This window comes from Streptomyces sp. 12E (assembly GCF_055633275.1).
In genome coordinates, this window is record NZ_JBVNCJ010000001.1 from 647,929 (window position 1) to 661,132 (window position 13,204).

Sequence of the window (13,204 nt, forward strand, 5' to 3'; positions counted from 1 at the left end):
GGTGGACGGGTTGGTGCCGGCCGGGACCGCGAAGGCTCCGGGCCGGTGACATGACGGAATCTCAGGAGGATGCCTGCATGTCCGATCCGACGGGCGGCTGTGCCGAGCCGCTCACCATCGTCACGGAAGCCGAGGCGGAGGCCCTGGTCCGGGGCATCTGCTTCAAGACCGGACCGCCGCGCCTCCTCGGTGTCGAGGTGGAATGGCTCGTCCACGAGCTGCGGGACCCGCGGCTCCCCGTGTCACCCGAACGACTCGAAGCGGCCTACGCCGCTCTGCGGACCGTGCCCCTGGAATCGGCGCTCACCGTCGAGCCCGGCGGCCAGCTGGAGCTGAGCTCGCCGCCCGCCGCCTCCCTGACGGAGTGCGTCGGCACCGTCTCCGCCGACCTGGACGCCGTCCGCGCGGTGCTGCGCGAGGACGGTCTGGTCCTCGCCGGCCTCGGCCACGACCCCTGGCAGCGCCCCCGCAGGTTCCTGCGCGAACCGCGTTACGACGCCATGGAGGCCTGCCTCGACCGCACCGGGCCCGCCGGCCGGGCCATGATGTGCGCCTCCGCCTCCGTACAGGTGTGCGTGGACGCCGGGTACGAGGAGCCCGGTCCGCTCGGCCAGGTACGGCGCTGGTGGCTGGCGCACCAGCTGGGCGCGGTCCTGGTCGCCGTGTTCGCCAACTCCCCGATCGCCGGGGACCGGCCGACCGGCTGGCTGTCCACCCGCCAGCTGCGCTGGGCGCAGATCGGCACCGGCCGGGCGGGCGCCCCCGTGCTGGACGCCGACCCGCGCGGCGCCTGGGCCCGGCACGTCCTGGACGCGCCCGTGATGTGCGTACGGCGTGACGGTGGGCCGTGGGACGTGCCCCGGGGGCTCACCTTCCGGGAGTGGATCAGGTCCGGCACGCCCGGGCCGCCGAGCCGGGACGACCTCGACTACCACACCACGACCCTGTTCCCGCCGGTGCGGCCGCGCGGCCACCTGGAGCTGCGCATGATCGACGCGCAGCCCGGTGAGGACGGCTGGATCGTGCCGCTGGCCGTGGTCGCGGCGCTGTTCGACGACCCGGAGGCCGCCGAGACCGCCTACCGGGCGGTGAAGCCGCTGGCCGAGCGGGCCCACGGCATGCCGGCCCCGCACAATCCGCTCTGGCGGGACGCGGCCCGCGTCGGATTCGCCGACCCGGAGCTGCGCGAGGTGGCCGCCGGCTGTTTCGCGGCGGCGCTGCGCGCCCTGCCCCGGCTCGGCGCCACCACCGAGGTGGTCGACGCGGTCGGGACGTACCGGGACCGCTATGTCGCCCGCGGCCGCTGCCCGGCCGACGACCTGCTCGACGAGCTGCGCGCGACGGCCGGCGGCACACGCCCCCGCCCCGCGCACCCGCACGGGAAGGACACCCCCTCATGACCGACCCCGCCCTCGACGCCGAGGCCCTGCGCGAGCGCGCGGTCGTCTCGTTGATCACCGCGCGGAACCGCACCACCCTGCTCACCAGCTGTGTCGACGGTCCCGAGCTGACCGCCCAGCACTCGCCGCTGATGTCGCCGCTGGTGTGGGACCTCGCCCACATCGGCAACCAGGAGGAGCAGTGGCTGCTGCGGGCCGTCGCCGGCCACGAGGCGATACGGCCCGAGATCGACACCCTGTACGACGCCTTCGAGCACCCGCGCGCCGAACGCCCGAGCCTGCCGCTGCTGCCGCCGGAGGAGGCCCGCCGGTACGCGGCCGACGTGCGCGGCCGGGCCCTGGACGTGCTGGAGGGCGTCGCGTTCCACGGGACCCGGCTGACCGAGGCGGGCTTCGCCTTCGGGATGATCGCGCAGCACGAGCAGCAGCACGACGAGACCATGCTGATCACCCACCAGCTCCGGAGGGGGCCGCGGGCACTGACCGCCCCGGACCCGGAGCCGGTGCCCCTGTTCACGGGCCCGTCCGAGGTCCTGGTCCCGGGCGGCCCGTTCACCATGGGCACCTCGGACGAGCCGTGGGCACTGGACAACGAACGCCCCGCGCACCGGCGCGAGGTGCCGCCCTTCCGCATCGACACCACTCCGGTGACGAACGCCGCGTACCAGGCGTTCATCGAGGACGGCGGCTACGACGAGCCCCGCTGGTGGACCGCCGAGGGCTGGGCCCACGTCCGCCGCAACTCCCTCACCGCGCCGCTGTTCTGGCGCCGGGACGGCCGGCAGTGGCTGCGGCGCCGGTTCGGCGTCACCGAGGTGGTGCCGCCGGACGAGCCGGTGCTGCACGTGTGCTGGTACGAGGCCGACGCCTACGCCCGCTGGGCCGGGCGCCGGCTGCCCACCGAGGCCGAGTGGGAGAAGGCGGCGCGGTACGACCCGGCCGGCGACCGCTCGATGCGCTACCCGTGGGGCGACGCCGACCCCGGCCCCGAGCACGCCAACCTCGGCCAGCGGCACCTGCGTCCGGCGCCCGCCGGGAGCTGTCCGGCCGGTGAGTCGCCGCTGGGCGTGCGGCAGCTGATCGGCGACGTGTGGGAGTGGACGGCGAGCGACTTCCTGCCGTACCCGGGGTTCAGGGCGTTCCCGTACAAGGAGTACTCGGAGGTGTTCTTCGGGCCGGAGTACAAGGTGCTGCGCGGCGGCTCGTTCGCCGTGGACCCGGTGGCCTGCCGGGGCACGTTCCGCAACTGGGACCTGCCCGTCCGGCGGCAGATCTTCTCCGGGTTCCGCACGGCGCGCTCGGAGGAGGCCTGATGTGCCGTCACGTGGCGTACGTGGGGCCCGAGGAGCCGCTGGGCGAGCTGCTCGCGCGGCCGCCGCACGGCCTGTACCGCCAGTCGTGGGCGCCCCGGTGGCAGCGGTACGGCACGGTCAACGCCGACGGCTTCGGGGTGGGCTGGTACGCGGGGGGCGACCCGGTGCCGGCCCGGTACCGGCGGGCCGGGCCGGTCTGGGCCGACCTGTCGTTCGCGGACCTCGCCCGTGTCGTGCGGACCCGGGCGCTGCTCGCGGCCGTACGGGACGCGACCCTGTCGGGGGCCGACGCGGAGGCCGCGGCGGCGCCGTTCGCCGCCGGGACCTGGCTGTTCAGCCACAACGGGGCGGTGCCGGGCTGGCCGGGCTCGCTCGCGCCGCTGGTGGCGTCCCTGTCCGCCGAGGACGTGCTGTCGCTGGAGGCCCGCAACGACTCCGCGTTCGTGTGGGCGCTGGTGCTCGCCCGGCTGCGGGCCGGTGACGAGGAGGGGCAGGCGCTGGCCGACACGGTCCTGGAGGTCGCCGCGGCGGCCCCCGGGGCCCGGCTCAACCTGCTGCTCACCGACGGCGACACCGTCACCGCGACCGCCTGGGGCGACACGCTGTGGTACCTCGTCCGGACCGGTGGCGGCACCGTCGTGGCCTCCGAGCCCTACGACGACGATCCGCACTGGCGCGAGGTCCCCGACCGCACCCTGCTCGCCGCGAGCCGCACCGACGTCCTGCTGACCCCGCTCAAGGAGCCCGGCGACGCCCCGACGCCGGCCGACGCACCCGCACCTTCGAGGGAGCCCCGCACGTGAGTCCGTTCCGTCTCACCCGCACCCTGCCCGAGGACGCCACCGGCGCCGCCCTGCGCGCCGACGTCCGCGAGGGCCTGACCGGCAGCCCCAGGACGCTGCCGCCCAAGTGGTTCTACGACGCCCGGGGCAGCGAGCTGTTCGAGGAGATCACCGCGCTGCCCGAGTACTACCCGACCCGCGCCGAACGCGAGATCCTGCGCACCCGCGCCGGTGAGATCGCCGCGGCGTCCGGCGCCCGCACCCTGGTCGAACTGGGCTCCGGCTCCTCGGAGAAGACACGGCACCTGATCGACGCCCTGACCGGGCTGCACACCTATGTCCCGGTCGACGTGAGCGAGAGCGCCCTCACCCAGGCGGGGCGGGCGCTGGCCGCCGAGCGGCCGGGACTGGAGGTGCACGCGCTGATCGCCGACTTCACCGCCCTGCCGGCCCTGCCCGCCGCGCCGGGGCCGCGGCTGGTGGCGTTCCTCGGCGGCACCATCGGCAACCTGCTGCCGGCCGAGCGCGCCGCGTTCCTCGCCTCCGTCCGCGCCCTGCTCGCCCCGGGCGACGCCCTGCTGCTGGGCACGGACCTGGTGAAGGACGAACGGGTGCTGGTCCGGGCGTACGACGACGCGGCCGGGGTGACGGCCGCGTTCAACAGGAACGTCCTGGCCGTCGTCAACCGGGAGCTGGGCGCCGACTTCGACCCGGACGCCTTCGACCACGTGGCGCTGTGGGACGCCGGGCACGAGTGGATCGAGATGCGGCTGCGCTCCCGTACCGCGCAGACGGTGAAGATCCCCTCCCTGGGGCTCGCCGTGGACTTCGCGGCGGGCGAGGAGCTGCGCACCGAGGTGTCGGCGAAGTTCCGCCGGGACGGGGTGCGTGCGGAACTGACGGCCGCGGGGCTGGAACCGGCCCGGTGGTGGACGGACGGGGAAGGGCGGTTCGCGCTGTCGCTGAGCGTCGCACGCTGACGGGAGCGCCGCGTGCCGACGGGAGCGTCGCCTCAGTCGAAGGCCAGGACCTCGGTGATGCGGCGCGCGGCGCGCTCGGCCGCGGGGGCCGGGTCGGCCCCGGTGAGCACCTCGGTCATGTACTCCTTGATCGGGTTGTCCGCCTCGACCTCGGCCCACCGGGGAGTGGCGGGGGTCGCCCGGCCCCGTGCGGCTCCGGCCGCCATGGCCGCGACCCCCTCCTCCCCCGCCACCGACTCGGCGAGTGCGGTCTTGTTGGGGACGTAGTTCATCGTGCGGGCCAGGTCGGTGTTCCACCGGGCGCCGGTGAGCGCGGCGACGACCTCGACCGCGCCCTCCCTGGTGTCCGTCTTGGCCGGGACCACGAGGTCGGATCCGCCGGTGAAGACGGCGCCGGGCTCGCCGGCGGTCCTGCCGGGGACGGGGAAGTAGCCCAACTCGTCGGCCAGGCCCGGGTTCTGCCGGACGATGGCGCGCGCCAGTCCCGGTACGGCCACGATCTGCGCGACCTCGCCCCGCGCGAACACGTCCGCCTGCGGCGGGTGTTCCTCGTCGGCGTCGACCGGTCCGTCGCCGAGCGCCTGGAGCCGGCGGTAGAAGTCCATGCCGCGCAGCGCCGCCGGGCCGTCCAGCGTGCCCCGCCAGACCCCGTCCCGTTCCTCGGCGAGGTCTCCGCCCTCCTCCCAGATGAAGCCGGCGAGCGTGTACCAGTCCTGTCCGGCGAGGTAGACGCCCTGGTTGCCGCCGGTGTCGAGCTTCTCGGTGAGGGCGAGCCACTCGTCGCGGGTCTTCGGCGGGGCGGTGACACCGGCCCGCCGGAAGAGATCCTTGCGGTAGATGACGACGCGGTTGGCCGCGTACCAGGGGATGCCGTACTGCTGGGATCCCCACCGGCCGGGTTCGGCGAGGCCGGGCAGCCAGTCGTCGCGGCCCCAGTCGCGCATGGACTCCAGGGTGAGATCGAGCAGTCCGTCGCCCTCCGCGTAGGTGGCGACCTGGGTGTTGCCGACCTCGATGACGTCGGGGCCGTCCTCCTCGTCCGTCTCCAGCGCCTTCTGCACCTTCCCGCCGATGCCGGTCCATTCCTGGACGCGGATGTCGAGGGCGAGTGCGGGGTGTTCGCGCTCGAACTCCTCGGTGAAGCGGTCCAGGTACTCCTGCGAGGCGCTGTGCCGCATCAACCACACGGTGACCGTGCTCCGTTCGGCGTCGCCGGGCATCAGCCCACAGCCGCTGAGCAGGGAGGCGGACACACAGACGAGGGCGAGCAGACGGCGTTTCACGGGGGTCCTGTTTCTGTCTGACGGACAGGGCGGGGCCCGGCGTGGGGGGCGAGCGGTGCTCGGGCGGGTGCCCAGCATCTTGGTATGGACCAATGCACAGGTCAAGGCCGCCGGGCGAACAGGGCCGACGCCTCGCGCTCCGCCGCGGTGTGGGGCACGGTGGAATGACGTGAGAGGAGCAGCCGCATGTCGAATCACACCTACCGGGTCACGGAGATCGTCGGCACCTCGCCCGACGGCGTCGACCAGGCCGTACGCAACGGCATCGAACGTGCTTCGCAGACCCTGCGCAATCTGGACTGGTTCGAGGTGACCCAGGTGCGCGGCCAGATCGAGGAGGGGCGGGTCGCGCACTGGCAGGTGGGACTGAAGGTCGGCTTCCGGCTGGAGGAGTCGGGCTGATCCGGCGCGGGGTCAGGTCCGTCCCTCGCGCTCCTGCGCGTCCTCCAGCTCCCCGGACGGGGCCGTCCAGCGGGCCTGGACGACGGTGAAGCCGGCCCGCCGGGCGTCCCGGCAGACCAGTTCGTCGTCGTCCACGAGCACGCGGACGTCCCGGGTGCGGGCGAGGCGGCGCAGGACCGCCAGCTTGGTGTGGCGGGCCGGCCGCCGGTCGGCGTCGCCGCGCATGTACAGGTCCCCCTCGGGCAGCTCCTGGGCTTCGAGCCAGTCCAGCGTGTCGCGCCGGCAGCGCTCGGGCCGCCCGGTGAGGTAGACGATCTCGCACTCCCGCGCGCTCTCGCGGGCCAGTGCGACGCCCTCGGCGAGCGGCGGATCCTGCGGCGCGGCGGCGAAGAAGGCGTCCCAGTCGCGCGGCCTGCGCTCCAGGAAGCGCTGCCGGTGCGCCGTGTCGGCGAGGGTGTTGTCGAGGTCGAACACGGCCAGCGGCCGCTCGTCGCGGTCGGTCACACCGCCCAGCGTAGACGCGGTGCGTGCGGAATCCTGAGCGCCGCCGGGTGTTGAACCGGGTATGAGTTCCGTGATCTCCTCGGCCCGCTTCTCCGTGCTCGACCGTTCCCGCATCCGTGAGGGGCACACCGGCCCCGAGGCGCTGCGGGACACCGTCGGCCTGGCGCGGGAGGCGGAGCGGCTCGGGTACCACCGCTTCTGGGTCGCCGAGCACCACGGGGTGCCGGGGGTCGCGGGTTCGGCGCCGACCGTACTGGCCGCCGCCGTCGCCGGGGCGACCCGCACCATCCGCGTCGGCACCGGCGGGGTCATGCTGCCCAACCACCGGCCGCTGGTGGTGGCCGAGCAGTTCGGGGTGCTGGAGTCGCTGTTCCCGGGGCGCGTCGACATGGGCCTGGGCCGGTCGGTCGGCTTCACCGACGGGGTCCGCAGGGCGCTGGGGCGCGGCAAGGACGACGCGGAGGACTTCGCGGCCCAGCTCGACGAGCTGCTCGGCTGGTTCCGGGGCGCCTCTCCCACCGGAGTGCGCGCCCGGCCCGCCGAAGGGCTGACCGTGCCGCCGTTCGTGCTCGCCATGGGCGAGGGCGCCACGATCGCGGCCCGCGCGGGCCTGCCGATGGTCATCGGCGACCTCCGCGACCGGGACAGGATGCGGCGCGGCATCGACCGCTACCGCGAGCGGTTCCGCCCCTCGGAGTGGGCGAGCGAGCCGTACGTGGTCGTCTCCGGCACGGTCGCGGTGGCCGGCACCTCCGAGGAGGCCCGGCGGCTGCTGATCCCGGAGGCCTGGTCGATGGCGTACTCCCGGACCTACGGCAGCTTTCCTCCGCTGCCGCCCGCCGAGCGCGTCGAGGCGCTCTCCATGGGCGCCAAGGAGCGCGACTTCTACGAGTCGGGGCTCAGCGGTCAACTGGCCGGCACCGAGGAGGAGGTGGCGCAGCGGCTGGAGGCGCTGCTGGAGGAGACCGGCGCGCAGGAGGTGCTCGTCACCACCAGCACCCACGACCGGGAGGCGCTGCTGGACTCCTACCGGCGGCTCGCCGCGGTCGCCGGGCTGGACGGCGACGCGGCGACGCGCCGGTGAGGCGACACCGGCGCGCGCTGGGGGGCGGTCCTACTCGCGGCCCCGCCCGGGGACGTCACGGCCACGGCGGCCGGACTCCTCGTCCAGCTCCGTCTCGGCCTCGATGCGTTCCTTGCGGACCTGGCCGCGGACGGTCTCGTCGGCGGTCTTCTCCTCCGTGGTCATCCGGACCCGCTCGACCGGCACCGCCTCGGTCTCCACGACCGGGCGCTCCTCGTACAGCGTGACGTCGTGCTCGTCCTCCTTGAAGGCCGGACCCGACATGGCCTCGTCGCGGTTGGCGTCCGTGATCGGCTCGCGCTCCACGCGGACCTCCTCGTGGCGCACCGGCACGGTCTGCTGGACCTCCTCCGTGACCACGTACTTGCGCAGCCTGGCCCGTCCGGTCTCGTGCCGTTCGACGCCGACGCGCATGTGCTCCTCGGAGCGGGTCATGGCGTCGTCGCCGTGTCCCCGGGACCGGGCCTCACCGCGGTGACCCGCGGTACCCGCGGTCCCGGTGGTGTCCGGCGCCGTCCGGGAGGCCTCACCCCGACGGCCGGCCGTGCCCGCCGCACCGGCGGCTCCGGCGGCTCCCGCCGTACCGGCCGTACCGGCCGTGCCCGTGCCGGAGGACCGGTCGCGTTCGCCGGGTTCGGCCAGCACGGAGTCCCAGTCGATGCCGTAGTAGTCGTACAGGCGGCTTTCCTCTTCCACCGACAGGTGGCCTCCCGCGTCGATGTCGACGTTGGGCGCGCCCTTGATCTTCTCCTTGGGGTAGGGGACCTCGAGGTGGTCCTCCACCAGGGCGGCGTCACGCATGGGGACGAACGACTCGTTGGAGCCGAACATGCCCGTCTTGACGGTCACCCACTCCGGGCGTCCGCTGGCGTCGTCGAGGAATACGTGCTTCGCGTCGCCCACCTTGTTCCCGTCCCCGTCGTAGACGGGATGATCCAGCAGGGTCGAGATCTCTTCGCGGGTGATCATCTTCCATCACCCTCCTTCCGAAGGTCGCCTCTCACTGGTTCTCCCGGATCACCCACCGGAAACGGTACGAAAGCGATAAAAAGTACTTAATTTTCCGCAGCCCTCACTCGTGGTGTCCCTGGTGCCCCGCCACCGTCTCCGGCTGCGCCGCGCACGCCGGGGAGCGGCGGTCGAGGTGGCTCCCCGGCGGGAGGCGAGCCCGCACCTCGGCCTCGGCGACCACTCCACGGGGCCGGGGCCGTGCGCCACGGCGAGGCGAGGAGTGCGCCGTCGCCCACGAAGGCCGGTGCGGTGGCCGGGGTTCCGCGCACGCCCCGGCGAGCGCGGCGACCGTGCCCGGCAGGGCGCGCAGCCGGTCACGGTCGACGAGCGGCACGTCACCGCGCGCCGCCGGCGCTCCCGCCACGGGCCGGCGCCGTATCCCCGTCCTGGCCGGCACCCTGGCCGGACGGACCGCGGCGGGCAGCGGCACGTCCCGCCGGGAGACGTGGTCGGCGGCAGGTGCCGACGACCTGGCCGCCGGCCTCCTCCCGCACGAGCAGGTGGTCGCAGTACGCGACGAAGGGGCCGACGTCCGGCCCCGGCTGCGGGATGGCCGGCGGAGCGCCCGTCTCCCCCGCGAAGACCTCGTACCGCAGCCGCCGAGCGGCACACATGTCCTCCTCGTCGCGGGCTCGTCGCGGGCTCGTCGCGGGCGAGGAGGACGGTGCAGCGGGCGGCGGGCCGCCGGAGGGCGGTCGACGGCCAGTACGCCGGTCATGGCCCCCTCCTGGTCACGCACCGGAGCGGGAGTGGGGACGCTCCTGTCCTTCCGATCCGGGTCGGCGTGTACCTGACCGGGGCCGGGAGCACGGATGTGGAGATGCTGAATGCCAGGAGCGAGAAGCGAGACGGGGCCGGGAGGAGCACCTCCCCCGGCCCCGTCCGTCCGCACCTTTCGGCGAACGTCCGGTGAAGCGCCCCGAAGGGGGCGCGGGGCGTGGCGTCGTGCGGCCGGGCGGGCGCGGCCGGCCGCTGACCGCCCGCAGTCCGTCGACGACCGTCCGTGCGACGGCGCTACCGCTTGGAGGCCTTCCGCGCCGCCCGCAGCCACTCCTTGTTCATCCCCGTGATGGAGGTGAGCGGGATGCCCTTGGGGCATGCCGTCGCGCACTCCCCCGCGAGGGTGCACCCCCCGAACCCCTCCTCGTCCATCTGCGCCACCATGTCCAGCACCCGGGTCTCCCGCTCGGGCGCTCCCTGCGGCAGCACGTTGAGGTGATTGACCTTCGCGGAAGTGAACAGCATCGCCGCCCCGTTGGGACACGCCGCCACGCACGCGCCGCAGCCGATGCACTCCGCGTGCTCGAAGGCGAAGTCCGCGTCCGGCTTCGGCACCGCCGTCGCATGGGCCTCCGGCGCGGAGCCCGTCGGCGCCGTGATGTAGCCGCCGGCCTGGATGATCCGGTCGAAGGCGGACCGGTCGACCACCAGGTCCTTCACGACCGGGAAGGCGGAGGCCCGCCACGGCTCGACGTCGATGGTGTCGCCGTCCTCGAAGGACCGCATGTGCAGCTGACAGGTGGTGGTGCGCTCGGGCCCGTGGGCGTCGCCGTTGATGACGAGCGAGCAGGCGCCGCAGATGCCCTCGCGGCAGTCGTGGTCGAAGGCGACCGGGTCCTCGCCCTTGAGGATGAGCTCCTCGTTGAGGGTGTCGAGCATCTCCAGGAAGGACATGTCGGGTGAGACGCCGTCCACCTCGTACGTGGACATGGCGCCGTCGGCGTCGGCGTTCTTCTGCCGCCAGACGCGCAGGGTGAGCTTCATGCGTAGCTCCGCTGGGTGGGGTGGACGTACTCGAAGACCAGGTCTTCCTTGTGCAAAACGGGAGCCTGGCCGGTGTCGGTGAACTCCCAGGCGGCGGCGTAGGAGAACGCGTCGTCCCGGCGCGCGGCCTCGCCGTCGGGGGTCTGGGACTCCTCGCGGAAGTGGCCGCCGCAGGACTCGGACCGGTGCAGCGCGTCGAGGCACATCAGCTCGGCGAGTTCCAGGTAGTCGACGACGCGGTTGGCCTTCTCCAGCGACTGGTTGAACTCCTCACCGGTGCCCGGGACCTTGATGCGCCGCCAGAACTCCTCGCGGATCTGCGGGATCCGCTCCAGGGCCTTGCGCAGCCCGGAGTCGGTGCGGGCCATGCCGCAGAACTCCCACATCAGCTCGCCCAGTTCGCGGTGGAAGGAGTCCGGGGTGCGGTCGCCGTCCACGGCCAGCAGCAGGTTGAGCCGGTCCTCGGTCTCGACCAGCACCTCCTGCACCACCGGGTGCTCGTCGGTGACCTCGTCCTGGTGCGGGTTGCGGGCCAGGTAGTCGTTGACGGTGGCCGGGAGGACGAAGTAGCCGTCGGCCAGGCCCTGCATCAGCGCGGAGGCGCCGAGGCGGTTCGCCCCGTGGTCGGAGAAGTTGGCCTCGCCGATCGCGAACAGGCCCGGGATCGTCGTCTGCAGGTCGTAGTCGACCCACAGGCCGCCCATCGTGTAGTGCACGGCGGGGTAGATCCGCATCGGCACCCGGTACGGGTCCTCGTCGGTGATCCGCTGGTACATGTCGAAGAGGTTGCCGTACTTCGCCTCGACCGCCTCGCGGCCCATCCGCCTGATCGCGTCCGCGAAGTCGAGGTAGACCCCCTGCCCGCCGGGACCGACGCCCCGGCCCTCGTCGCAGACGTTCTTGGCGGCGCGGGAGGCGATGTCGCGGGGCACCAGGTTGCCGAAGGAGGGGTAGATGCGCTCCAGGTAGTAGTCGCGCTCGTCCTCGGGGATCCGGTCGGCCGGGCGGGTGTCGCCCTTGGCCTTCGGCACCCAGATCCGGCCGTCGTTGCGCAGCGACTCGCTCATCAGCGTCAGCTTGGACTGGTGGTCGCCGGTGCGCGGGATGCAGGTGGGGTGGATCTGGGTGAAGCAGGGGTTGGCGAAGTACGCGCCGCGCCGGTGCGCCCGCCAGATCGCGGTGGCGTTGGAGTTCATGGCGTTCGTCGACAGGTAGAAGACGTTGCCGTAGCCGCCGCTGGCGAGGACGACGGCGTCCGCGAAGTACGTGTCGATCCTCCCGGTGATCAGGTCCCGGGCGACGATGCCGCGGGCCCGTCCGCCGACGACGATCAGGTCGAGCATCTCGGTGCGCGGGTGCATCTCGACGTTGCCGGCCGCGATCTGCCGGCTGAGCGCCTGGTAGGCGCCGAGGAGGAGCTGCTGGCCCGTCTGGCCGCGGGCGTAGAAGGTGCGGGAGACCTGGACGCCGCCGAAGGAACGGGTGTCGAGCAGCCCGCCGTACTCGCGGGCGAAGGGCACGCCCTGGGCGACGCACTGGTCGATGATCTCGACGGAGATCTGCGCGAGGCGGTGGACGTTGGACTCGCGGGAGCGGAAGTCGCCGCCCTTGACGGTGTCGTAGAACAGGCGGTGGACCGAGTCGCCGTCGTTGCGGTAGTTCTTCGCCGCGTTGATGCCGCCCTGCGCGGCGATGGAGTGGGCGCGGCGCGGGGAGTCCTGGTAGCAGAACTGGATCACGCGGTAGCCCTGTTCGGCGAGCGTGGCACCGGCCGAACCGCCCGCGAGGCCGGTGCCGACGACGATGACGGTCTTGCCGCGCCGGTTGGCGGGGTTGACCAGCTTGGCCTCGAAACGGCGCTTGTCCCAGCGTTCGTGGACCGGTCCCGCGGGGGCCTTGGTGTCGGCGACCGGCTCGCCGGTCGTGTACTCGGTGTAGGAAGTCATGGTCAGCTCACCACTCCGGTCATGACGCCCACGGGGACGGCGAGGAAGCCGGCCGTGAGCAGCAGCGCGAGGGCATTGGCGATGGTCCTGAGGGCGCGGTCGCGGGTGCGGCTGCCGGCGCCGAGGGTCTGGGCCGCGCTCCAGAAGCCGTGCCGGACGTGCAGGCCGACGGCGAGCATCGCGACGATGTAGATGACGTTGCCGTACCAGGTGGAGAAGGTGTCCACGACGTTCTGGTAGGGCTTGCCGGTCTCGAAGCCGCCGGAGTGCACGGTGCCGGTGGTCAGGTCGAGCAGGTGCCAGACGATGAACAGGGCGAGGATGACGCCGCCCCAGCGCATGGTGCGCGTGGCGTAGCTCGTCCGTGCCTTCTTGTGCACGTACGCGGTGGGGCGCGCCCTGATGTCGCGGCGGCTGAGCTGGTAGGCGGAGACGGCGTGGGCGACCACGGCGACGACGAGGACGAACCGGACGATCCACAGCGTCCACTCCTCGTGCATGAACGGCTCGCCGACCGTGCGCAGCCAGTGGGCGTAGTGGTTGAACTCGCCCGCCCCGAAGAAGATCTTCAGGTTCCCGATCATGTGGGCGACCAGGTAGAGCAGCATGATGAGGCCGCTGACCGCCATCACTGTCTTCTTGCCGACGGTCGAGTCCCACACGGTGCGTGCCAGGGACGGCCGTCGGTCCGTCCGCGTTGCCAGAGCCATGCCATCAGACGCTAGGGCCGGAAGG

14 protein-coding genes are annotated in these 13,204 nt (G+C 73.3%); 6 read left to right on the forward strand and 8 right to left on the reverse strand.

Translation table 11 applies throughout. The annotated features are described in order from the left end of the window. Positions 1-77: 77 nt before the first annotated feature. The 4 genes from egtA to egtD are packed head-to-tail and all read left to right on the forward strand — an operon-like array spanning position 78 to position 4,475. Positions 78-1,400 (forward strand): ergothioneine biosynthesis glutamate--cysteine ligase EgtA, encoded by a 1,323-nt coding sequence (gene egtA / locus ACZ8ZB_RS02985; RefSeq protein ID WP_470736159.1) that lies wholly within the window; start codon positions 78-80, stop codon positions 1,398-1,400. Then, on the forward strand, positions 1,397-2,713 hold the full coding sequence (gene egtB / locus ACZ8ZB_RS02990; RefSeq protein ID WP_470736160.1) for an ergothioneine biosynthesis protein EgtB: 1,317 nt from the start codon (positions 1,397-1,399) through the stop codon (positions 2,711-2,713). The genes egtA and egtB overlap by 4 nt, the downstream gene beginning before the upstream one ends. After that, positions 2,713-3,516, forward strand: a complete 804-nt coding sequence (egtC, locus tag ACZ8ZB_RS02995; protein ID WP_470736161.1) for an ergothioneine biosynthesis protein EgtC — start codon at positions 2,713-2,715, stop codon at positions 3,514-3,516. The genes egtB and egtC overlap by 1 nt, the downstream gene beginning before the upstream one ends. Further along, complete coding sequence (egtD, locus tag ACZ8ZB_RS03000) at positions 3,513-4,475, forward strand: L-histidine N(alpha)-methyltransferase (protein ID WP_470736162.1); 963 nt, start codon at positions 3,513-3,515, stop codon at positions 4,473-4,475. The genes egtC and egtD overlap by 4 nt, the downstream gene beginning before the upstream one ends. A gap of 32 nt (positions 4,476-4,507) precedes the next feature. On the opposite strand, the gene ACZ8ZB_RS03005 is transcribed toward egtD, so the two are convergent. Further along, complete coding sequence (locus ACZ8ZB_RS03005; RefSeq protein WP_470736163.1) at positions 4,508-5,758, reverse strand: extracellular solute-binding protein; 1,251 nt, start codon at positions 5,756-5,758, stop codon at positions 4,508-4,510. Positions 5,759-5,944: 186 nt separating this feature from the next. Here ACZ8ZB_RS03005 and ACZ8ZB_RS03010 point away from each other — a divergent pair, with 186 nt between their 5' ends. Then, on the forward strand, positions 5,945-6,160 hold the full coding sequence (locus ACZ8ZB_RS03010) for a dodecin (RefSeq protein WP_470736164.1): 216 nt from the start codon (positions 5,945-5,947) through the stop codon (positions 6,158-6,160). A 12-nt stretch (positions 6,161-6,172) separates the two neighbouring features. On the opposite strand, the gene ACZ8ZB_RS03015 is transcribed toward ACZ8ZB_RS03010, so the two are convergent. Beyond that, positions 6,173-6,664, reverse strand: coding sequence for a phosphatase domain-containing protein (locus ACZ8ZB_RS03015; RefSeq protein WP_470736165.1), 492 nt, complete (start codon positions 6,662-6,664; stop codon positions 6,173-6,175). A gap of 61 nt (positions 6,665-6,725) precedes the next feature. Between ACZ8ZB_RS03015 and ACZ8ZB_RS03020 the strand changes: the two genes are divergently transcribed. Then, the gene (locus ACZ8ZB_RS03020; protein ID WP_470736166.1) at positions 6,726-7,748 is read left to right on the forward strand and encodes an LLM class flavin-dependent oxidoreductase; all 1,023 of its coding nucleotides are present in this window, start codon (positions 6,726-6,728) and stop codon (positions 7,746-7,748) included. Between the two features lie 30 nt (positions 7,749-7,778). Here the strand turns inward: ACZ8ZB_RS03020 and ACZ8ZB_RS03025 are convergent, their stop codons facing one another. The 6 genes from ACZ8ZB_RS03025 to ACZ8ZB_RS03050 all read right to left on the reverse strand — a co-directional run bounded on the left by ACZ8ZB_RS03025 (position 7,779) and on the right by ACZ8ZB_RS03050 (position 13,143). Continuing rightward, on the reverse strand, positions 7,779-8,717 hold the full coding sequence (locus tag ACZ8ZB_RS03025) for a DUF2382 domain-containing protein (RefSeq protein WP_470736167.1): 939 nt from the start codon (positions 8,715-8,717) through the stop codon (positions 7,779-7,781). Between the two features lie 103 nt (positions 8,718-8,820). After that, positions 8,821-9,123, reverse strand: coding sequence for a hypothetical protein (locus ACZ8ZB_RS03030; protein WP_470736168.1), 303 nt, complete (start codon positions 9,121-9,123; stop codon positions 8,821-8,823). After that, positions 9,095-9,373, reverse strand: coding sequence for a GNAT family N-acetyltransferase (locus ACZ8ZB_RS03035; RefSeq protein WP_470736169.1), 279 nt, complete (start codon positions 9,371-9,373; stop codon positions 9,095-9,097). Before ACZ8ZB_RS03035 ends, ACZ8ZB_RS03030 begins: the two co-directional genes overlap by 29 nt. A 400-nt stretch (positions 9,374-9,773) precedes the next feature. Then, positions 9,774-10,523 (reverse strand): succinate dehydrogenase/fumarate reductase iron-sulfur subunit, encoded by a 750-nt coding sequence (locus ACZ8ZB_RS03040; protein WP_470736170.1) that lies wholly within the window; start codon positions 10,521-10,523, stop codon positions 9,774-9,776. Then, positions 10,520-12,469 carry a fumarate reductase/succinate dehydrogenase flavoprotein subunit gene (locus tag ACZ8ZB_RS03045; RefSeq protein WP_470736171.1) on the reverse strand — a complete coding sequence of 650 codons (1,950 nt, stop codon included), beginning with the start codon at positions 12,467-12,469 and terminating at the stop codon, positions 10,520-10,522. Before ACZ8ZB_RS03045 ends, ACZ8ZB_RS03040 begins: the two co-directional genes overlap by 4 nt. A 2-nt stretch (positions 12,470-12,471) precedes the next feature. Further along, positions 12,472-13,143 (reverse strand): succinate dehydrogenase, encoded by a 672-nt coding sequence (locus tag ACZ8ZB_RS03050; RefSeq protein ID WP_470741407.1) that lies wholly within the window; start codon positions 13,141-13,143, stop codon positions 12,472-12,474. Between the last annotated feature and the right edge of the window lie 61 nt (positions 13,144-13,204).